Here is a 19101-nt window from a genome sequence, read left to right on the forward strand (position 1 = left end):
TCCATGGCTGCCATGACCACCACCTTTTCTTCGCGCTACTTCAATCCCCTGCTTCTGTGGGTCGACGTTGCGCTCAAGACGCAGGAAATGCTGCTGTCCTCGGGCTCGGTGATTCAGATGCGCACCGAGCGCATGGCGCTGGCCGGCCTGGCGCCGAACGCCGCGGATCTGGCGGAGTTCCAGCTGATGAGCCAGGAAAAGATGGAGGCGGCCAGCGAATCGAGTGCTGCCATCGCGGCACAACTGCAGAACACCACGGCGTCGCTGTTCCATCGGTCGGTCCGGCAGTGGTTCGGAGGGGCGGCGGCGTGGGTCGGGCTGGCGACCAGCCTCACGCCGGCGCAGGCTGCCGCGCACAGCCACCAGCTGATGAACGTGTCACGGCAGGCCGCGGCCAATGCCACGCACCTGACGAGTGCCAGCGCCCGTGTCGTGCAGCGTGGCCTCAAGCCGATTCATGCCAAGGCAACGGCCAACGCACGGCGGCTGGCGCAATACGAAGCCTGAGTCCTCAGCTGCGCACCAGACGCAGCAGCGTGATTTCCGAGGGCGCACCAAAGCGCTTGGGCGGCCCCCAGTAGCCGGTGCCGCGGCTCGTGTAGATCCACATGTCGCCCAGCTTGTTGAGCCCTGCTACGAAAGGCTGCTGCAGCGGCACGAACAGATTCCACGGGAAGAACTGACCCCCGTGGGTGTGGCCTGACAGCTGGAGCTGAAACCCCGCCTGGGCCGCTGCCGGCGCACTGCGCGGCTGGTGCGCGAGCAGCACCCGCGTGGTCGCCGCGACCGGCGCACCCGCAAGGGCCGCCTGCGGATCGCTGGCCTGCGCGGCGTCGAAATGCCCGGCGGTGTAGTCCGTCACACCCGCGAGCACCAGCAGGTTGCCGTCGTGCTCCTCGTCGGTCTGGGCGCCGCGGCTTTCGCGGGTCTTGAGCAGAACGTGTTCGTTGAGCAGCACGCGCAGGCCGAGCCGGCGCAACTCGTCGATCCAGGCCGGCGCACCTGCGTAGTACTCATGGTTGCCGGTGACGACGAAAGTGCCGTGGCGCGCGCGCAGCCCCGACAGCGGCGCGATGTGGTCGCGCAACTCGGCCACCGAGCCGTCCACCAGGTCGCCCGTGATCGCGATCACGTCTGCTTCCAGTGCGTTGACGGCATCCACGATGCGCTGGATGTAGCCGCGCTTGATGGTCGGGCCGACGTGAATGTCGCTCAGCTGGGCAATCGTGAAGCCGTGCAGCGCCCAGGGCAAGTCCGGCATCGGCACGTCCACGCGCACCACTGCCGCGGTGCGCCGCGCATTGAAGAAGCCGATGAGCGAGGTTGCGGTGGCCAGCACCGGCACGGCCAGCGCACTCCAGCGCTGTGCCTGCACCGTGTCGATCTGAAAGGGGAACGCCAGGCTGGCGAGCCAGGTGGCAAGCATTCCGCCATCGCGCACGAGGGTGAGCACAAACATCGATGAGAACCAGCCCATGCTGACCAGGCCCAGCCACTTCCAGCCATCGGCCAGCGGCGTGGCCTTGGAGCGAAGGCCGATGAAGGGCAGCGGCATGCTCACGGCAGAGATGGCGAGCGCCAGTAGCAGCGCCAGTGCGGGTACGGCGGCGAGCCCACCCATCGCCGGCACCAGCCGGATCGCGATGTAGAAGTGCAGGAGGGTGGTGACGACAGTGAGCGGAAGCAGAGGCATCAGGGCCTTGGAACGGGTGACAGGGAAGAAACGATGCCGCAGTGCCCGTGCGTCAGCACAGGGTGCCACTGCAAATGCGAGGCATTTCTTCTGCATTCAAGCCCCATGCCAGGCCGGTGATTTCGGCCTGCGGCCTCTGTCTGGCCTTGCGGCCGTCCACTCATGCAATCGTGAAAGCCAGCGTCATGGCGCCGATCGCCAGGATCGCGAGGCCCATGAGGAACACCACTTCGGCCCAGGTTTCGTGCCGGGGCCCGTGGTAGCGCGAGCGCATCGACACGAACGACAGCACCGCGCTGGCCAGGAACACGAGCGCATCGACCGCCAGCAGCTTGTCCAGGACCATGCGCGAAGGGCCGCCCTGGCGCAGATGCCCGATCGACAGCACCGTCATGCACACGCCGATCATCGTGGCCGAGGTCGGCAGGATGTGCGCGGACAGGCCCCGGCCCACCGCCGCATCGCGCAGCGCCGGTGGCACGCTACAACGGCGCTCTGGCGTTGGAGGCCGCCATGTCGGTGTGGGCGGGCCAGAGGAAGACCGAGCGTGTGCCGGTGCCCGCGTGCACGGTCAGCGGCTGCTTGAGCGTCTGGCCGGCGAGCACGGCCTCCACCTCGTAGGTGCCCGGTTCCAGGCGCGCCACGAGGAACGGTCCGCCGGCAAGGACGTGGTCGAGCACCGCCTGGCCATTCGCGTTGCGCACCGTCACGCGTACGTCGGCGGCGAAATCGGCGCTTTTGTGGTCCTGCGTGGCAAATTCGAGGGTGGCGGGCCAGCGAGGCGAAATCGTTTCCATGAACCTGGCCTCGTCGCTGCCGATGCCGCCGCTCATGTACTCAATGCCGTGGGCCATGTGGATGGGCGGGTTGGTGACCGCCTGTGCCGACAGCGCGCCCACCAGTCCTGCGCCGAAAACCATCGCGGCCACCAGGGGCCGCACTGTGTGCCAAATCGCCATGATGTGCATCCTTTAACGTGGGTGTGAATTCCACGAGGGCACTGTGCGGCGCCGTGCTTAGGCGGAACTTAAAGGCCGGTGCGCACGGTCAGTCGGCGTCGACGCCGGTGGCTGCCGCCTGGCGTCCGCGCACGGCCGCCACGCCGACGGTCTTGAGTGCCGTGGCGGTCGTGGCAGGTCGACCGGCCGCCTGCAGGGTGGCGCCTTCGGCTGCCGCCGCAGCGATGAAATCGAAATTCGATGGCCACTGGAACACGGTCCGGGTGGCCGCACCATCGAACACCGTGATCGTGTGCGTGATCGTCAGGCCGCTGACCGTGGCCTCGACGTCGTAGGTGCCCGGGTCGAGCCGCGCGACCAGCATGGGGCCATCGGCCACGGTGGCCAGAACCGGCCGACCGGTGTACTTGTCGCGTACCGACACCCGCACGTCCGACGGAAAGGCGCCGCGCGCCCCGCGGCTGACGGCGAATTCCAGCGTGGCGGCCCAGCGCGGTGCCACCATTTCCATGAACGCCATCTCGGCCTTGTTGTGGCCGCCGCACATGACCTCGATGCCGTCGACCATGCGGATCGGCGGGTTCGACACCGCCTGCGCGGGTTCCAGGGCACCCAGGAATACCATGCCGCCGAACGCCAGGGCCGCCAGGGGGCGGGACAACCGGAAAGATTTCATTGCTGGATTCCTGCTTCGAAGAAGTGCAAAAGGGAGCCGATGCATTCTGCTTAGCAAGAGTCGGGCAAGGTATGGCGTTTACGCCAGTACCCACAGCGTATGGCGCATGCATGGCGCCTTCGTGACAGGGCGGGCGCAGCTCAGCTGCCGGTCGACGCGTAGTGCCGCACGCCCACGCGCCAGGCGCCGAAGGCAGCCGCCAGGAAGGCGAAGCCCGCCAGCGGTGACACCCAGCCGACCCAGGCCGGTGCGCCCAGCGGATCGGCATGCCCCAGGATCGCCAGGCCGGGGTAGTAGGCGACGCAGGCCAGCGGCACGGCGAAGGTCAGGGCGCGGCGAAACCACTGCGCGTACAGCGCCAGCGGGTACTGCGCGGCCTGCACGCCGCCATAGGTCAGCACGTTGGCGATCTCCAGGCTCTCGACCGTCCAGAACGACAGCGTGCCCTGCAGCACCAGGATGCCCAGGAACAGCGCCACCCCGCCCGCCATGGCAAAGAGCGCCAGCGCCACGGTGGCCGGCGTCCAGGCGATGCCGCCCTGCACCGTCGCATAAGCGAGCACCGCCGCACCCTGCAGCAGGCGACCCAGACGGCTCAGGCGCACATCGTGGGCCATCAACTGCAGGGCCAGTGGCCGTGGACGCAGCAGCAGCCGGTCGAAACTGCCGGTGCGCAGGAAGTCGGTGCCCAGCACGTCGAAGCCGCGACCCAGCGCATCGGCCACCGCGAACATCATGTTGACCAGACCGTAGAAGAGCGCCACCTCGCCCAGTGTCCAGCCCTGCACGCTGCCGAAGCGATCGAACAGCGCCCAGACGGCCACCAGCTCGATGCCGGTCGCAAGGAACTGGCCGAGCGTGAGCATGATCGCCGAGCCCGGATAACGCGCCTGCCCGCGCAGCGACGCGGCCACCAGGCGGGTGAAGAGTGCGAGCGAATGCATGGGTCAGCCGCCCTGCACTTCCAGGTGGCGCAACGTGCGCTGCATCGCGGTGCGCCCCAGCAGCACCAGTACGACGGTCCAACCGGCCTGCAGCGCCAGCCCGCCGAATGCCGCCGCACCCGTCAGGTGGCCGAAGTAGAGCCGCACCGGAATGTCGAGCAGCCCGGCCAGCGGCTGCAACTGCAACAGCGTCTGCCAGCCATCTGGAAGAAGCGAGAGCGGCAGCAGGTTGCCCGAGAACACGACCACCACCGGCAGGGCCAGTGCATTGATGCCGCGCTCGTTGAGCGCCGCCACGTTGGCGACGTTGAGCAGCATCACCAGGGCACCCGACAGAAGCAGGGCCAGTACCGCCGACAGCGCAAAGGCCAGCGCCGCCACGGCGTTGGCTGGCGGCTGCCACGCCCATGCGGACGCGCCCAGCATCGGCAGTGCGACACCGGCGAAGGCGGCCATCAGTGCCAGGCGTGGCAGCACGCGTGCGGCGATCCAGCCCGTGGTGCGCACGTACCAGAGGGCGTACGCGTCCACCGGCCGCAGCCGGTCGTACGCCACCGAGCCGGTGCGTACGGCCTGCGCCACCTCGGGATCGCCGACCCAGGGCAGCATCGCCAGCAGGCCCTGCGCGAGCCAGGTGTAGGTGATCGCTTCGGTCAGCGACATCGGCAGGCCGGCCGCCGTCGAGGCGCTGCCGTAGAACGCGGCGAGCACCATCACCTTGATGCCACCCCACCAGCACTGCGTGCCGAAGCCGGCGAGCGCGGCCGAACGGTACTGCAGCATCTGCAGGAAGCGCGAGGCGAAGGCCGCGCGGTAGGGGCGTAGCAGTTCGTGCGCGGTCATCGTCAGGCTTCGCCCGCGCCGTGCATGGCGTAGAAGCGCGTGATGACTTCCTCGATGGTCGGGTCTTCTCCCGACGGCGCGACAGGGGCGCCCGTGCCCCGGTCGGCCGCCACACGCGCGCGCAGCGCGTCGACCGGGCAGTCGGCCAGCACGCGGCCATGGCCGATCACGATCACCCGCTCGGCCAGCGCCTCGATGTCGTGCATGTCGTGCGTGGTCAGCAGCACCGTGGTGCCGCGCTCGCGGTTGGCGCGGCGCACGAAGTCGCGCACCGCGAGCTTGGACGGCGCGTCCAGGCCGATGGTCGGCTCGTCCAGGAACAGCAGATCCGGCTCGTGCAGCAGCGCCGCCGCGATCTCCGCGCGCATGCGCTGGCCCAGCGACAGCTGGCGCACCGGCTGGTCGAGCACGGCGTCGAGCCGCAGCAGCGTGACCAGCTCGTCGCGGGTGCGCCGGTAACGCACCGGGTCGACCCGGTAGATGTCGCGCAGCAGGTCGAAGCCATCGCCCACCGGCAGGTCCCACCACAGCTGCGTGCGCTGCCCGAACACCACGCCGATGCGGCCCACATGCCGCTGGCGGTCGGCGAACGGATCGCGCCCGTCGACCTCCACCCGCCCGCCGTCGGGCCGCAGGATGCCCGCGAGGATCTTGATGGTGGTCGACTTGCCCGCGCCGTTCGGCCCGATGAAGCCCAGCAGCTCGCCGCGCCCCAGCGAGAAAGACACGCCCGACAGCGCCTCCACCGTGCGGTGCCGGCGCTGCAGCACACCGCGGATCGCCCCCAGCACGCCAGGATCGCGCTCGGAGATGCGGTATGTCTTGACCAGGCGGTCGACAAGGATGTGAGGCGGCATGGTGCGAAGGTCCCGTCGCACGCGGGGAGTCGGGCAAACAGTTGGCGGGGGGCGGATTCTAGCGACTGGCGGTTGGCGGATGATCGGGGCCTTTGCCAACCCTCCTGCACACCATGAGCGTCAAAGCCCTGCGATCGACCTTCGGCCCCCACTGCCACTGGTGCGGCCTGCCCATGGATTTCGACGAACCCGCCGGCCGGCCGGAGTCGGCGACCATCGAGCACCTCAACGATGCCACGCTGGGAAGCGTGCGCAAGCAGACGCACCGGCGGCTGGCGCATGGCGCGTGCAACCAGATGCGCAACGAGCTCCGGATGCAGGCGGAGCGTGCGTTTCAGGCGTGGGTGGCGCAGAGGGTGGAGGCTGCGAAGGGTGACGGCAGCGCTGTCGCTCTTTCCAGCAAAGCATCGACACCCTGACTGCGTCATGCGGTCGTCCAGTCAAGCCTGGCCTGCTGCAAGCTCGATGTCTTCCTTCTTCCTCCAGCGCGAAGCCGACGCACAAAAAGCTTGCCAGTAGCACAGGCGTCGATATGATTCGGACTTAAATATTAGGTCCGAACTTGAAAAATAAGTCCAGTTCAAATCTGCAGCTCGTCTCGCAGACGCACGAGACTCTCGCCAAGGTGCCGCTGTATCGCAGGCTTGCCGATGATCTCGCGCTCGACATCCAGCGGGGTCGCTACGCTGTCGGCGCCGTGATGCCAACCGAGGTCGAATTGGCGGAATTGCTTCAGGTCAGCCGCGGTTCGGTTCGCGATGCGCTTGAACTTCTTGCCGAGTGGGGCATGGTTGAGCGTGCACGCAAGATTGGGACCCGCGTGCTGCGCAGCCAGCCGGTGAAAGGGTATGTCCAGCGCATGAACGGGCTCGGAGACACCCTTGGCTTCGCCGGTGATACGGTGATGCGCATCGACGAAGTGCTCGATGTTGCCGAACCGGACGAGCCCGGCCTGGTAGGCGAGAGCAGCACCACCGGCTTCTGGCTGCAGATCACCGGCGCACGTCATCTGCCACGGAACCCAGAGGTCTCGACCTGGACGCGCGTCTACGTGAGCGGCCCGCTGTCCGGCATCCGTCCACTGCTGGCCTCGGAAAACGATTCGATCTACGAGCTCATTGAGCAGGCCTACGGACTTCGTGTCTCTCGACTTCGGCAAAAAGTTACGGCGATCGCGCTGCCTGCCATTGCCGCGCCCGTGCTGAAGCTGCCCGAAGGCACGCCGGTGCTGGAGGTCCAGGCCTGGCTCTACAGCGAGGATGGCCGGCTCGTCGAGTTCGTGCGTTCGATCCACAACCCCGCGCTCTATTCCATGGAGTTCACGGCGCAAAGCAGCACCTGAACTTCCGCCTCTCCTTGTCTCCCCACTGAAATTTCCCCATGAGCACCACCGTCCAGATCCCTTCCGGCGACGATCGCCAGTTCGAGGCCCTCTACAGCGCAGTCGCCGACATCAGTTCCCCTGCCATCGTGCTCGTGCAGGAGATCTTCGGCATCAACCATGCGATGACCGAAGCCGTGCGCGACTGGTCTGCGCTCGGCTACCACGTGGTTTGCCCCGACCTGTTTTGGCGCCAGCAGCCCAATGTGGTGCTGGAACCCCAGACGCCCGGCGACTTCGACAAGGCGATCGCGCTGATGCAGGGCATGGACCCGGCGCTGGCAATCGAAGACATCGGCGCCACGCGCAACTGGCTGTCGTCGATGCTCGGCCACGACCGCATCGCGGTGCTCGGCTATTGCCTGGGCGGCCGGCTGTCGGTGCAGGCAGCGATGGTGCACCCGTTCCGCTGCGCGGTCAGCTACTACGGCGTCGGCCTGGACGAAGTGCTGCCGTTGGCAACCGAAGCAACGCCGCCATCGCTGCTGCACATCGCCGAGCTCGACCACTTCGTGCCGCCGCCGGTGCGTGCGCAAATTCTGGCGCGCGTCGACGCCCTGTCCCAGTTCGAAGCCCACGTCTACGAAGGCTGCGACCATGCCTTTGCCCGCAAGGACGGCGATGGTTTCGTCGCGGCGGCGGCCACGCTGGCCGAGAGACGCTCTCTCGCGTTCATGGCAAAGCACGTCGCCTGAGGCATTGCCGTTGCGATCCGAAACCACGATGGGCATCCAATCACAAGTTCCGGACTTCGACCGCGGTGTCGCTGTGGTCACCGGTGCAGCCGCTGGCATCGGCCGCGCCACGGCGATGGCATTCGCGTCGTGTGGTGCGCGGGTGGCGTTGATCGACATCGACGCCGACGGGCTCGCCGCGACCTCGGCGGACATCCGCGCGCAGGGCGGCATGGCGCTGGCGCTTTGCCACAGCGTGGCGGACGAGCAGGCGATGCAGGCCGCGGCTGACGAGGTGACGCGCACCTTCGGTCGCTGCGACGTGCTGGTCAACAACGCGGGCGTGCTGCTGCGCGGCAGCTTCACGGGGCCTGATGCGCCTGCGCAGTGGCGGCGCACGCTTGATGTGAATCTTTCCGGCGCCTTCTATGCGAGCCGGGCCTTTCTGCCGCTGCTGCAGGCCGGGCCGGGCTGCATCGTGAACGTCGCATCGATCCATGCCTGTGTGGCGGTCGAAAACTCGGCTGCCTACACCGCTTCGAAGGGCGGCCTCAAGCAACTCACGCAGGCGCTTGCGCTGGAACTCGCGCCCATGGGCATTCGTGTGAACGCGGTCGCGCCGGGCAGCATCGAGACCGCGATGACGGCCGTGACGCGCGCCGACGGTGCCGCATCGTCCCGCTTCCTGGAGCGCGTACCACTGAGGCGCGCGGGGCAACCGTCTGACGTGGTCAACGCGATCCAGTTCCTTGCCTCCGATCTCGCCAGCTATATCACCGGCGCCACGCTACCGGTCGATGGCGGCTACCTCGCCAACTGATTTCTGCAACCCTCTGAAAGACACTGACATGCGAAAGTTCGACCTGCTCTGTGCAGTCACGGCGACCCTGCTCGCCGCGATCGGTGCACCCGCCCTGGCCCAGGAGATCAAGATTGGCTTTCCAGGCCCGATCACAGGGCCGGCGTCCTTTCTCGGCCAACAGATGAAATGGGGCGCCGAGCAGGCGATCGAAGACATCAACAAGCGCGGCGGCGTACTCGGCCGCAAGGTGTCTTTCATCATGCAAGACAGCCAGTGTCGGCCGGCCGACGCGGTGTCCGCCGCGGAGAAGCTGGTGTCGCAGGACAAGGTCGACGTGTTGCTCGGCGACCTGTGCTCGGGCGCGACGATGGCCGTGATGCCGCTGGCCGAGAAGGCGGGAAAGCCGATGATCGTGTCGATCTCGACCCTCCCGGAGATCACCGAGAAAGCCGGCATCGGCGGCAACAAGTGGGTGTTCCGCACCGTGCCCGACGACCGCATGCTGGCCGGCGTGATCGGCACGCAGTTGGCCAAGACGAAGACCATCGCCTTCCTCGCCGAAGACACCGACTACGGCCGCAGCGCAATCAAGCTGGTGAAGGAGCGCCTGGGCGCTGACACCAAGGTCGTCTCGGAAGACTACGTGAAGAACACCGAGACCGACTTCATGCCGATGCTCACGAAGTTCCGCTCGAGCAAGCCCGAGGCGCTGGCGGTCTACGTGCTCGACCAGCAGGGCTTCAACTTCATGAAGCAGTACACCCAGTTTGGCCTGACCATGCCGCTGGTCGCGCGCCCGCCGCTGGTCGCGCCGCTGGTCAAGGACATGCTCGCCACGGGCAAGTTCGACGGTTCGTGGACGGTGTACCCCTACTACGACCAGTTCAGCTCGCCGGCGAACGACGCCTTCACCAAGCCCTTCGCCGAGAAGAACAAGCAGGGCCCCCATTACGTCGCCTACGGTATCTACGAAAGCATCATGGTCGCGGCCGATGCCATCCAGCGCGCCGGCACAACCGAATCGGCGGCGGTGCGCGACGCCTTGGTCAAGACGCAATACAAGGGCATCCTCGGCACGATCGCCTTCGACGACCACAACCAGTCGCGCAACAACCTGATGTTCATGAAGGTCGAGCAGGGCAAGCTGGCGGTCAAGGACCTGGTCTCGGCCCGCTGAGCGCACCGGGAGTCCCGAGCACATGGACGCGTCGCTGCTGCTGCAGTTGCTGGCCAACGGGGTCAGCGTGGGGTTGGGCTACGGCCTGGCCGCCGTCGGGCTGGCCCTGGTCTTCGGCATCCTCGAACAGGTGAACTTCGCCCACGGCGAGGTCTACATGGTGGGCGCCTTCGCGCTATGGTTCCTCGGCCAGCGCGCCGGCCTGCCCTACGGCGTGGCCTATCCGCTGATGGTTGTGCTGATGGCGGGTCTCGGCCTGCTGCTGGCGGAGGTGGTGTTCCTGCCAACGCTGAACCGACCGTTCGAGTCGGTGATCCTCGCGACCTTCGCCGTGTCGATCATCCTGCAGAACCTGGTGCGGCTGGTGTTCGGCGCTACGCCGCTGCACATCGACTCGCCGCTCGAAGGCCTGACGCTCGATCTCGGCGGTGTGCTGTTGTTCGGGCAGCGCATGTTCATTGCGGTCGTCGCGGTGCTGGCTCTGGCCTTGCTCACCACCTTCCTGCGTCGCACCGAGACGGGCCGCGCGATGCGTGCGATGGCGCAGAGCAAGGATGCCTGCCTGATGGTCGGCATCGACGTGCGCCGCATCACGCGCATCACCGCAGCGGCGGGTGCCGCGCTGTGCGCCCTGGCCGCCGGCGCGATGGCGCCCATGTTCGACCTGTACCCGAATATGGGTTCCGACGTGGTGTTCAAGAGCTTCGCGGTCGTCATCATCGGCGGCATGGGCAACATCTCGGGCGCGATGCTGGCCGGCCTGCTGCTCGGCGTGGCCGAAAGCATGGCGGGCGGCGTGCTGGGCGCAGCCTACCGCGACGGCATCGGCTTCGTGCTGATGATTCTCATGTTGCTGCTGCGCCCGCAGGGCCTGTTCGGCAAGTCGGTGCGTGTGTGAAGGAGCCGACATGGACATGATCTCTCCCTACCTGCTGCACATCGGCATCATGACCGGCATCTTCGTGTTGCTGGTCCAGTCGCTCAACATCATGCTGGGCTATTCCGGACTGCTCTCTCTGGCCACGCCGGCGCTGTTCGGCATGGGTGCCTATGCGTCCGCCTTGCTCAGCATGAGGCTCGGCTGGGACACCACGCTGACCTTCGCCTGCGCTACGGTCATCGGCGCGGCATCGGGCGTGGCGCTCGGCATTCCGTCGCTGCGCCTGTCGCGCCATTCCTTCGTGATCGTCACGCTGTCGGCGACGTTGTTGCTGCAACTGGTCGCCAGCAACTGGATCGACCTCACGCGCGGCTCGCTCGGCATCGCCGACATCCCGGCGGCGCGGCTGTTCGGCTTCACGCTGGGCAGCAAGACGGCCTGGCTGGTCTTCATGGTGGTGCTGTCGCTGCTCGCGATCGCCGCGACCTGGTCGATCGTCTCTTCCCGGCTGGGTCGCGCCATGATCGCAGTGCGGGACAACGAGCCGCTGGCCATCGCCGCCGGCATCGACGTGCTCAAGATGCGCCTGTTCGCCTTCGCGTGCTCGGGTGCTTTTGCCGGGCTCGCGGGCGCCTGCTATGCGCATTACCTGACCTTCATCGATCCAGGCATCTTCGGCTTCTCGATCTCCGAATCGCTGCTGGTGATGGTGATCCTCGGCGGCTCGGGGACGTTGTGGGGCCCGGTGGTGGGCGCGGTCATCTTCACGGCTTTGCCGGAAGTCCTGCGCATGGCGCCGGAAATGAAGTCCCTGCTCTACGGCACCTTGCTGCTGCTGATCGTGCTGTTCATGCCGCAAGGCATGGCGCGCTGGTTCGGCCGGCCTGCGGCGAGCGGCGCGGGGGCTGGCAAATGAACCCGGTGTTGAAGGCGAGCGGCATCTGCAAGGCCTACCGCGGGGTGGTCGCGCTCGACGGTGTCTCGATCGAGCTGCCGGCCGGCAGCATCACCGGCTTGATCGGGCCCAACGGGTCGGGCAAGTCCACGTTGTTCGACTGCATCTGCGGCTTCCAGGCGCGAGATGCGGGCTCCGTGATGCTCGATGGTCAGGATCTGGCGGGGCTACCACCTCAGCGTATCGCACGCATGGGCCTGCGCCGAACCTTCCAGCAACTGCGCGTGTTCCCGGAACTCACGCTGCGGCAGAACCTGCTGACGGCCGCACAGGCAGCACCCGGCTTCTCGTACCTGAGCGAGCTGCTGCGCACGCCGGCGGTGCGCGCGCACGAGCGGCAGATGATGGAACGGGCCGACGCCATGCTCGAAGAGATTCAGCTCACCCGGCTCGCCGGTGCGCTGGCCGGCAGCCTTTCATACGGCCAGAAGAAGCTGCTTGAACTCGGCATGGCCCTCATGAACGAACCGAAGCTGTTGCTGCTCGACGAGCCGATGGCGGGCGTCAATCCGACGCTGGTCGAGGGCCTCAAGGAGGCACTGCTGCAGGTCAACCGGCGCGGCATCGCGCTGCTCATCGTCGAGCACAACCTCAAGCTGATGTTCGAGATCGCGCAGCGGATCTATGTGCTCGAGCAGGGTCGCCTGCTGGTGCAGGGAACACCCGAGGAAGTGGCACGTGACGAACGCGTGATCGAAGCCTATCTGGGCCGTCGCGACCCGGTGACGGGCGAACAGGGAGCACCACTTGACTGAACCCGTGCTTCGTATCGACCAACTTGTCGGCGGCTACGGCGACCTGACCATTCTCCACGGCGTCGACATGACGGTGCCGGCCGGATCGTGGACCACGATCATCGGCGCCAACGGCGCGGGCAAGTCGACGCTGCTCAAGGCCGTGGCTGGCATCGTGCGCAGTCGCAGCGGTTCGATCCTGTTCGAAGACCGTGATGTCACTGCCCTTGATTCGCTGGCCCGGCTCAAAGGCGGGATCGGGCTGGTGCCGCAGGGCCGATGCAACTTCCCGCTGCTATCGGTTGCCGAGAACCTCAAGCTCGGCGCCTTCACCCGCAAGCTATCGGCCGCCGATCTGGAGGTTGAGCTGCAGCAGATGACCGACCGGTTCCCGCGGCTCAAGGAGCGCTGGAACACCCTGGCCGGCAACCTCAGCGGCGGCGAGCAGCAGATCATGGAGATGGCCATGGTGCTGCTGGCCAAGCCCAGGCTTCTGCTGCTCGACGAGCCGTCGCTGGGCCTGTCGCCGCAGGCGATGGGCATGGTCTTCGACACGATCCGAGAGCTGACGGCTTCGGGCCTGTCGGTACTGATGGTCGAGCAGAACGCCCGGCAGGCCCTGGAATGCTGCGACTACGGCGTGGTCATGGAACTGGGGCGCAACAAGCTGTCCGCCCCGGCGGGCGACGTGCTCGCACACCCGGACATACGGAGAATGTTCCTCGGCCTCTAGTTGAAGTTCGACGGCCTGGTTTTCAAGTTGAAAACCAGGCCAACAGGTTTTTCGCCTTATGCCTCGCGCTGCATCCATCAAACGTCAATATTCGACGCCCGCAACGCATTCTGCTCAATGAATTCCCGCCGCGGCTCCACCTCGTCGCCCATCAGCATCGTGAACACGCGGTCGGCCTCGATCGCGTCGTCGATCTGCACCTTGAGCAGGCGCCGCACGTTCGGGTCCATGGTGGTTTCCCACAGCTGCTCGGGGTTCATCTCGCCCAGCCCCTTGTAGCGCTGGCGCGAGCTGGTGCGTTCGGCTTCGCTGAGCAACCACTTCATCGCGATGCGGAAGTCGGCGACCTTTTCTTCCTTGGCACGTTCGCCCTCGCCGCGCTTGACGACCGCGCCTTCGCCGAGCAGGTCGCGGAAGGTGTTGGCTGCGGTGGCGAGCGTGGCGTAGTCGGCGCCATGCACGAAGTCCTGCGTGAGCACGCTGCTCTTGACGTTGCCGTGGTGGCGGCGGCTGATGCGCAGCAGCGGCTTGTCGGTGCGCACGTCGAACTCGCTGGACACTTCGGCGGGTGCGCCGGTGTCGTTGAGCTCGCGCAGCTTCTTCTGCAGCGCGACGGCCGAGGCTTCGGCGGCGGCCGTGGTGTCGAGGTCAAGCGACACGCCATCGGCAATCGCGCGCAGCGCGGCTGCGTCCATGAACACGCCCAGGCGTGCGATGACGGCCTGCGCCAGCTGGTGCTTGCGCGCCAGTTCGGCCAGCGTGTCGCCGGCGAGCGTCGTCGGGTTCGGGCCGCCGGTCTCGATGCTCGCGTCCTTGAGCGCCACGCGCAGCAAGAAGGCGTCGAGGGCCGGGCCGTCCTTGAGGTACTGCTCTTCCTTGCCGACCTTCACCTTGTACAGCGGCGGCTGCGCGATGTAGATGTGGCCGCGCTCGACCAGCTCCGGCATCTGCCGGTAGAAGAAGGTCAGCAGCAGCGTGCGGATGTGGGCGCCGTCGACGTCGGCGTCGGTCATGATGATGATGCGGTGGTAGCGCAGCTTGGCGACGTTGAAGTCGTCGGCGCCACTGCCCGTGCTGGTGGCGCCGGCACGGCCGATGCCGGTACCCAGCGCGGTGATCATCACCAGGATTTCGTTGCTGGTCAGCAGCTTTTCGTAGCGTGCCTTCTCAACGTTCAGGATCTTGCCGCGCAGCGGCAGGATGGCCTGGAACTTCCGGTCGCGGCCCTGCTTGGCCGAGCCGCCGGCGGAGTCGCCCTCCACCAGGTAGACCTCGCACAGCGCCGGGTCCTTTTCCTGGCAGTCGGCCAGCTTGCCGGGCAGGCCCATGCCGTCGAGCACGCCCTTGCGGCGGGTCATTTCACGGGCCTTGCGGGCGGCCTCGCGGGCGCGGGCGGCCTCCACGATCTTGCCGCAGATGATCTTGGCGTCGTTCGGGCGTTCCTGCAGGTACTCGGTCAGCAGGCGGCCCACGATGTCTTCCACCGGCGCGCGCACTTCGCTGGAGACCAGCTTGTCCTTGGTCTGGCTGGAGAACTTGGGCTCGGGCACCTTCACGCTCAAAACGCAGCACAGGCCTTCGCGCATGTCGTCGCCGGTGACCTCGACCTTCGCTTTCTTGGCGAACTCGTGTTCTTCGATGTACTTGTTGATGACGCGGGTCATCGCGGCGCGCAGGCCGGTCAGGTGGGTGCCGCCGTCACGCTGCGGGATGTTGTTGGTGAAGCACAGCACCTGCTCGCTGTAGGCGCTGTTCCACTGCATGGCCACTTCGACGCCGATGTGCGTGCCGGGGATGCCGCCGTAGGTATCGGCCGGCTTTTCGCCCGCGGCATAGAACGAGTTCGGGTGCAGGACGGTCTTGCCCTTGTTGATGAACTCCACGAAGCCGCGCACGCCGCCAGCGCCCGAAAAGTCGTCTTCCTTGCCGGTGCGCTCGTCCTTCAGGCGGATGCGCACGCCGTTGTTCAGGAAGCTCAACTCGCGCAAGCGCTTGCTCAGGATCTCGTAATGGAAGTCCGAGTTCTCCTTGAAGATCTCGACGTCAGGCAGGAAGTGCACTTCGGTGCCGCGCTTGTCGGTTTCGCCGACGATCTTCATGGGCGAGACTTCGACGCCGTTGACCTTCTCGAGCAGCCGGTTCTGCACGAAGCCGCGGCTGAATTCGAGCTCGTGGATCTTGCCTTCGCGACGCACGACCAGGCGCAGCTTGATGCTCAGCGCGTTCACGCAGCTCACGCCCACGCCGTGCAGGCCGCCCGAGACCTTGTAGCTGTTCTGGTTGAACTTGCCGCCCGCGTGCAGTTCGGTCAGCGCGATTTCGGCCGCCGAGCGCTTGGGCTCGTGCTTGTCGTCCATCTTCACGCCGGTCGGGATGCCGCGGCCGTTGTCGGTCACGCTGATCGAGTTGTCGCTGTGGATGGTCACGACGATGTCGTCGCAATGGCCTGCGAGCGCTTCGTCGATGGAGTTGTCCACCACTTCGAAGACGAGGTGGTGCAGGCCGGTGCCGTCGGAGGTGTCGCCGATGTACATGCCCGGGCGCTTGCGCACGGCCTCCAGGCCTTCGAGAATGGTGATCGATCCTTCGCCGTACGAGGTGTCAGCGGGCGTGATCTCAATCGGGATCGCGCTCTCGATTTCGGGCGTGTAGACCGGTTCGGTGTGCGGGGCTTCCGGCTTGTTCTCTTCGCTCATCAGGATCCTTCCTATCTCTCTCTCGGTAACTCGGCGGCACGGGCTCTGCCCGGCCGCTGGTGTTGCCCCCGCAAGGGGGTAGGCGCTGCCACACGAAGTGGGCACGCCTGGGGGGCGAGCTAAATCCGCATTGGCATCACGACGTACTTGAACGACTCGTTCTCCGGAATCGTCAGCAGCGCCGAGCTGTTGGAGTCGGCCAGGTCGAGCTTGACCATGTCCTGGCTCATGTTGTTGAGCGCGTCGATCAGGTAGGTCACGTTGAAGCCGATCTCGATGGCGTCGCCGCCGTAGTCGATGTCGAGCTCGTCCTGCGCCTCTTCCTGCTCGGCGTTGTTCGAAGCCACACGCAGCGTGCCCGGCTCCAGGTTCAGGCGCACGCCCTTGAACTTCTCGCTCGTCAGGATGGCGGTGCGCTGCAGGCTGGCCAGCAGCGTGGCACGGCCCAGCGTCACGCTGTTCTTGTGGTTCTTGGGGATCACGCGGTTGTAGTCGGGGAACTTGCCCTCGACCAGCTTGGTGACGAACTCCATGCCGCCGAAGCTGAACTTCGCCTGGTTGTTGGCGAACTGCATCTCGATGGCGCCTTCGGCGTCCGACAGCAGGCGCTGCATTTCCAGCACGGTCTTGCGCGGCAGGATGACTTCCTGGCGCGGCACTTCGACGTCGAGCGTGGCCGACGCGAAGGCCAGGCGGTGACCGTCGGTGGCCACCAGGCTCAGCTGCTTGCCTTCAGCCACGAACAGGATGCCGTTGAGGTAGTAGCGGATGTCGTGCACCGCCATGGCGAACGACACCTGGCCCAGCAGGCTCTTGAGCGTCTTCTGCGGCACGCTGAACACGGGGCCGAAATTGGCGGCCTCCTGCACCAGCGGGAAGTCTTCAGCCGGCAGCGACTGCAGCGTGAAGCGGCTCTTGCCGCCCTTGAGCACCAGCTTGCTTGCGCTCGACTCCAGGCTCACGGTCTGGTCGGCCGGCATGGTGCGCAGGATGTCGATGAGCTTGCGCGCGCCGATGCTCGTCGTGAAGTTGCCTTCGTCGCCACCGAGTTCGGCCACCGTGCGGATCTGGATCTCCAGGTCGCTCGTGGTCAGCTGCAGTTGACCACCGGTCTTGCGGATCAGCACGTTGGCCAGGATCGGCAGCGTGTGGCGCCGCTCCACGATGCCAGCCACCGATTGCAGTGCGGCGAGAACTTTGTCTTGTGTTGCCTTCAGGACGATCATGTCTTACCTCTTGTTGAACGCTTGGATTTTCACTCAGCCCTAACCCTTGAGCGTTTGCTCGAGGACGTGGAGCTGCTGGTTCAGCTCCGTCAGTTGCTGGCGTTCTCCGGAGATTTTCCGCACTGCATGCAGCACGGTCGTGTGGTCACGCCCGCCAAAGAGTTCGCCGATTTCCGGCAGGCTCTTCTGCGTGAGTTCCTTGGCCAGGTACATCGCGATCTGGCGCGGCCGCGCGATGCTGGCCGGGCGCTTCTTGCTGTACATGTCGGCGACCTTGATCTTGTAGTAGTCGGCCACCGTCTTCTGGATGTTCTCGACGCTGATCTGCCGGTTCTGGATCGACAGCAGGTCGCGCAGCGCCTCGCGCGCCAGGGCGATCGAGATCTCCTTCTGGTTGAAGCGCGAGTAGGCGAGGATCTTGCGCAGCGCGCCTTCGAGTTCGCGCACGTTCGAGCGCACGTTCTTCGCCACGAAAAAGGCGACCTCTTCGGGCATCTCGGCCGACTCGGCACGCGCCTTGTTGATCAGGATGGCCACGCGCATCTCGAGCTCGGGCGGCTCGATGGCCACCGTCAGGCCCGAGTCGAAGCGCGACACCAGCCGCTCATGGATGTCGGCCAACCCCTTCGGGTAGGTGTCGCTGGTCATCACGATGTGCGACTTCTTGGCGAGCAGGGCCTCGAACGCGTTGAAGAATTCTTCCTGCGTTCGGTCCTTGTTGGCGAAGAACTGCACATCGTCGATCAGCAGCAGGTCGAGCGAGTGGTATCGGTCCTTGAACTCGTCGAAGGTCTTGCGCTGGTACGCCTTGACCACATCCGAAACGAACTGCTCCGCGTGGATGTAGAGAACTTTGGAATCGGGGCGGTCAGCCAGCAGGCGATTGCCCACGGCGTGCATCAAGTGGGTCTTGCCCAGGCCGACGCCGCCGTAGATGAAAAGCGGGTTGTACAGGTGCCCGGGCATGCCCGAGACGTGCATGGCTGCAGCCCGCGCCATGCGGTTGGCCGTGCCCTCGACCAGGGTGTCGAAGGTCAGACCTGCATTCAGACGGTTCTTGAATCCGGCGGCAGCTGCGTCCTCGCCCTGGCCGGGCACGTCGCGCGGTACGTCGGTCTCGGCCATGACCACCACCGGCGTCGAACGCACGGGGGTTTCACGCGGAGTGAGCGCCAACTCGACCTGTACGGGCTGGCCGTACATCTTCTCGGCCATGGCCGCGATCTTGCCGGCGTACTGGGCGCGGATCCAGTCGAGTTTGAAGCGGTTGGCAACGAACACGGTCATGCGCGACAGGTCGTCGGCGACCTGCGCGGTCAGGGGCTTGATCCAGGTGTTGAACTGCTGCTCCGACAGTTCCTGCGCCAGCTGGTCGACACAGGCCTGCCACAGGCTGTCGCCGATACTTTCACCCGCCATGGGTGCGCTGAGATGTCATGTTTCTCTCGGCCATTTCTGTTGTTCGTGTTGTGGATAGGAGCGTGTGCAATCGGCCGGTCATTCTAACTTGTCAAACTCTTATCCACACCGCTGCGCCCGTCTTCGGTGCCCATGTTGAATCCCCCGCGAACGCACTCCGATTTGATCTTGAGCCGAATGTTTGTGATAATCGTCGGTTTCCCTGAAAACCTCTTTGTGTGTTTCGGGGGCTCTCTTCCGGCTGGAAGAACTGAATTCAGGAAATCTCATCATGAAACGCACTTACCAAGCATCCAAAGTCCGCCGCGCCCGCACCCATGGCTTCCTCGTTCGCATGAAGACCCGTGGCGGCCGTGCCGTGATCAACGCACGCCGCGCCAAGGGCCGCAAGCGCCTGGCCGTCTGACGACAGCCAGCAGCCGCAGCGCCGATCCCTTGCCGCCCCCGCCTGC

The 19101-nt window shown here is 66.1% G+C and carries 21 protein-coding genes; 11 read left to right on the forward strand and 10 right to left on the reverse strand.

All coding sequences use genetic code 11. The features are described from left to right. Window positions 1-12: 12 nt before the first annotated feature. Window positions 13-507: a polyhydroxyalkanoate granule-associated phasin gene (locus J2W36_RS09850; protein ID WP_307689539.1), complete on the forward strand. Its 495-nt coding sequence runs from the start codon at window positions 13-15 to the stop codon at window positions 505-507. A gap of 4 nt (window positions 508-511) precedes the next feature. Here the strand turns inward: J2W36_RS09850 and J2W36_RS09855 are convergent, their stop codons facing one another. The 7 genes from J2W36_RS09855 to J2W36_RS09885 all read right to left on the reverse strand — a co-directional run bounded on the left by J2W36_RS09855 (window position 512) and on the right by J2W36_RS09885 (window position 5972). Further along, window positions 512-1693, reverse strand: coding sequence for a metallophosphoesterase (locus J2W36_RS09855; protein WP_307689540.1), 1182 nt, complete (start codon window positions 1691-1693; stop codon window positions 512-514). Between the two features lie 160 nt (window positions 1694-1853). After that, entirely contained in the window at window positions 1854-2174 is a 321-nt protein-coding gene (locus J2W36_RS09860; RefSeq protein WP_307689541.1) for a hypothetical protein, read from the reverse strand. Window position 2175: 1 nt separating this feature from the next. Further along, a complete protein-coding gene (locus J2W36_RS09865) occupies window positions 2176-2652 on the reverse strand; it encodes a hypothetical protein (RefSeq protein WP_307689542.1) in 477 nt (158 codons plus the stop codon). Between the two features lie 88 nt (window positions 2653-2740). Continuing rightward, a complete protein-coding gene (locus J2W36_RS09870) occupies window positions 2741-3328 on the reverse strand; it encodes a hypothetical protein (RefSeq protein WP_307689543.1) in 588 nt (195 codons plus the stop codon). 140 nt (window positions 3329-3468) lie between these two features. Continuing rightward, complete coding sequence (locus J2W36_RS09875; protein ID WP_307689544.1) at window positions 3469-4272, reverse strand: ABC transporter permease; 804 nt, start codon at window positions 4270-4272, stop codon at window positions 3469-3471. A 3-nt stretch (window positions 4273-4275) separates the two neighbouring features. Beyond that, window positions 4276-5115 (reverse strand): ABC transporter permease, encoded by an 840-nt coding sequence (locus J2W36_RS09880; RefSeq protein ID WP_307689545.1) that lies wholly within the window; start codon window positions 5113-5115, stop codon window positions 4276-4278. A gap of 2 nt (window positions 5116-5117) precedes the next feature. After that, window positions 5118-5972 carry an ABC transporter ATP-binding protein gene (locus tag J2W36_RS09885; protein ID WP_307689546.1) on the reverse strand — a complete coding sequence of 285 codons (855 nt, stop codon included), beginning with the start codon at window positions 5970-5972 and terminating at the stop codon, window positions 5118-5120. A 113-nt stretch (window positions 5973-6085) separates the two neighbouring features. On the opposite strand from J2W36_RS09885, the gene J2W36_RS09890 reads away from it, so the two are divergent. From J2W36_RS09890 to J2W36_RS09930, 9 genes are all read left to right on the forward strand, one after another. Further along, window positions 6086-6391: a hypothetical protein gene (locus tag J2W36_RS09890; protein ID WP_307689547.1), complete on the forward strand. Its 306-nt coding sequence runs from the start codon at window positions 6086-6088 to the stop codon at window positions 6389-6391. Window positions 6392-6534: 143 nt separating this feature from the next. Continuing rightward, window positions 6535-7314: a GntR family transcriptional regulator gene (locus J2W36_RS09895; protein WP_307689548.1), complete on the forward strand. Its 780-nt coding sequence runs from the start codon at window positions 6535-6537 to the stop codon at window positions 7312-7314. Between the two features lie 38 nt (window positions 7315-7352). Further along, complete coding sequence (locus J2W36_RS09900) at window positions 7353-8048, forward strand: dienelactone hydrolase family protein (protein ID WP_307689549.1); 696 nt, start codon at window positions 7353-7355, stop codon at window positions 8046-8048. 28 nt (window positions 8049-8076) lie between these two features. Beyond that, window positions 8077-8847, forward strand: a complete 771-nt coding sequence (locus J2W36_RS09905) for an SDR family NAD(P)-dependent oxidoreductase (RefSeq protein ID WP_307689550.1) — start codon at window positions 8077-8079, stop codon at window positions 8845-8847. Window positions 8848-8875: 28 nt separating this feature from the next. Then, a complete protein-coding gene (locus J2W36_RS09910; protein ID WP_307689551.1) occupies window positions 8876-10006 on the forward strand; it encodes an ABC transporter substrate-binding protein in 1131 nt (376 codons plus the stop codon). Between the two features lie 22 nt (window positions 10007-10028). Next, the gene (locus tag J2W36_RS09915) at window positions 10029-10904 is read left to right on the forward strand and encodes a branched-chain amino acid ABC transporter permease (protein ID WP_307689552.1); all 876 of its coding nucleotides are present in this window, start codon (window positions 10029-10031) and stop codon (window positions 10902-10904) included. 10 nt (window positions 10905-10914) lie between these two features. Beyond that, on the forward strand, window positions 10915-11802 hold the full coding sequence (locus J2W36_RS09920) for a branched-chain amino acid ABC transporter permease (RefSeq protein WP_307689553.1): 888 nt from the start codon (window positions 10915-10917) through the stop codon (window positions 11800-11802). Continuing rightward, window positions 11799-12596, forward strand: coding sequence for an ABC transporter ATP-binding protein (locus tag J2W36_RS09925; RefSeq protein WP_307689554.1), 798 nt, complete (start codon window positions 11799-11801; stop codon window positions 12594-12596). Before J2W36_RS09920 ends, J2W36_RS09925 begins: the two co-directional genes overlap by 4 nt. After that, window positions 12589-13308 carry an ABC transporter ATP-binding protein gene (locus J2W36_RS09930; protein WP_307689555.1) on the forward strand — a complete coding sequence of 240 codons (720 nt, stop codon included), beginning with the start codon at window positions 12589-12591 and terminating at the stop codon, window positions 13306-13308. The genes J2W36_RS09925 and J2W36_RS09930 overlap by 8 nt, the downstream gene beginning before the upstream one ends. A 77-nt stretch (window positions 13309-13385) precedes the next feature. Here the strand turns inward: J2W36_RS09930 and gyrB are convergent, their stop codons facing one another. The 3 genes from gyrB to dnaA all read right to left on the reverse strand — a co-directional run bounded on the left by gyrB (window position 13386) and on the right by dnaA (window position 18649). Beyond that, a complete protein-coding gene (gene gyrB / locus J2W36_RS09935) occupies window positions 13386-16007 on the reverse strand; it encodes a DNA topoisomerase (ATP-hydrolyzing) subunit B (RefSeq protein WP_307689609.1) in 2622 nt (873 codons plus the stop codon). A 116-nt stretch (window positions 16008-16123) separates the two neighbouring features. Continuing rightward, window positions 16124-17230: a DNA polymerase III subunit beta gene (dnaN, locus tag J2W36_RS09940; protein WP_307689556.1), complete on the reverse strand. Its 1107-nt coding sequence runs from the start codon at window positions 17228-17230 to the stop codon at window positions 16124-16126. Between the two features lie 39 nt (window positions 17231-17269). Next, window positions 17270-18649 carry a chromosomal replication initiator protein DnaA gene (dnaA, locus tag J2W36_RS09945; RefSeq protein ID WP_307689557.1) on the reverse strand — a complete coding sequence of 460 codons (1380 nt, stop codon included), beginning with the start codon at window positions 18647-18649 and terminating at the stop codon, window positions 17270-17272. Between the two features lie 271 nt (window positions 18650-18920). Here dnaA and rpmH point away from each other — a divergent pair, with 271 nt between their 5' ends. Then, a complete protein-coding gene (rpmH, locus tag J2W36_RS09950) occupies window positions 18921-19055 on the forward strand; it encodes a 50S ribosomal protein L34 (protein ID WP_007834827.1) in 135 nt (44 codons plus the stop codon). Window positions 19056-19101: the final 46 nt, after the last annotated feature.

It is taken from the genome of Variovorax ginsengisoli, assembly GCF_030811835.1.
GTDB lineage: Bacteria > Pseudomonadota > Gammaproteobacteria > Burkholderiales > Burkholderiaceae_C > Variovorax > Variovorax ginsengisoli_C.

Coding starts and splice junctions, on each gene's coding strand:
- J2W36_RS09850 (WP_307689539.1), top strand. CDS start 13: ATGACCACCACCTTTTCTTCGCGCTACTTCAATCCCCTGCTTCTGTGG.
- J2W36_RS09855 (WP_307689540.1), bottom strand. CDS start 1,693: ATGCCTCTGCTTCCGCTCACTGTCGTCACCACCCTCCTGCACTTCTAC.
- J2W36_RS09865 (WP_307689542.1), bottom strand. CDS start 2,652: ATGGCGATTTGGCACACAGTGCGGCCCCTGGTGGCCGCGATGGTTTTC.
- J2W36_RS09870 (WP_307689543.1), bottom strand. CDS start 3,328: ATGAAATCTTTCCGGTTGTCCCGCCCCCTGGCGGCCCTGGCGTTCGGC.
- J2W36_RS09875 (WP_307689544.1), bottom strand. CDS start 4,272: ATGCATTCGCTCGCACTCTTCACCCGCCTGGTGGCCGCGTCGCTGCGC.
- J2W36_RS09880 (WP_307689545.1), bottom strand. CDS start 5,115: ATGACCGCGCACGAACTGCTACGCCCCTACCGCGCGGCCTTCGCCTCG.
- J2W36_RS09885 (WP_307689546.1), bottom strand. CDS start 5,972: ATGCCGCCTCACATCCTTGTCGACCGCCTGGTCAAGACATACCGCATC.
- J2W36_RS09890 (WP_307689547.1), top strand. CDS start 6,086: ATGAGCGTCAAAGCCCTGCGATCGACCTTCGGCCCCCACTGCCACTGG.
- J2W36_RS09900 (WP_307689549.1), top strand. CDS start 7,353: ATGAGCACCACCGTCCAGATCCCTTCCGGCGACGATCGCCAGTTCGAG.
- J2W36_RS09905 (WP_307689550.1), top strand. CDS start 8,077: ATGGGCATCCAATCACAAGTTCCGGACTTCGACCGCGGTGTCGCTGTG.
- J2W36_RS09910 (WP_307689551.1), top strand. CDS start 8,876: ATGCGAAAGTTCGACCTGCTCTGTGCAGTCACGGCGACCCTGCTCGCC.
- J2W36_RS09915 (WP_307689552.1), top strand. CDS start 10,029: ATGGACGCGTCGCTGCTGCTGCAGTTGCTGGCCAACGGGGTCAGCGTG.
- J2W36_RS09920 (WP_307689553.1), top strand. CDS start 10,915: ATGGACATGATCTCTCCCTACCTGCTGCACATCGGCATCATGACCGGC.
- J2W36_RS09925 (WP_307689554.1), top strand. CDS start 11,799: ATGAACCCGGTGTTGAAGGCGAGCGGCATCTGCAAGGCCTACCGCGGG.
- dnaN (WP_307689556.1), bottom strand. CDS start 17,230: ATGATCGTCCTGAAGGCAACACAAGACAAAGTTCTCGCCGCACTGCAA.
- dnaA (WP_307689557.1), bottom strand. CDS start 18,649: ATGGCGGGTGAAAGTATCGGCGACAGCCTGTGGCAGGCCTGTGTCGAC.
- rpmH (WP_007834827.1), top strand. CDS start 18,921: ATGAAACGCACTTACCAAGCATCCAAAGTCCGCCGCGCCCGCACCCAT.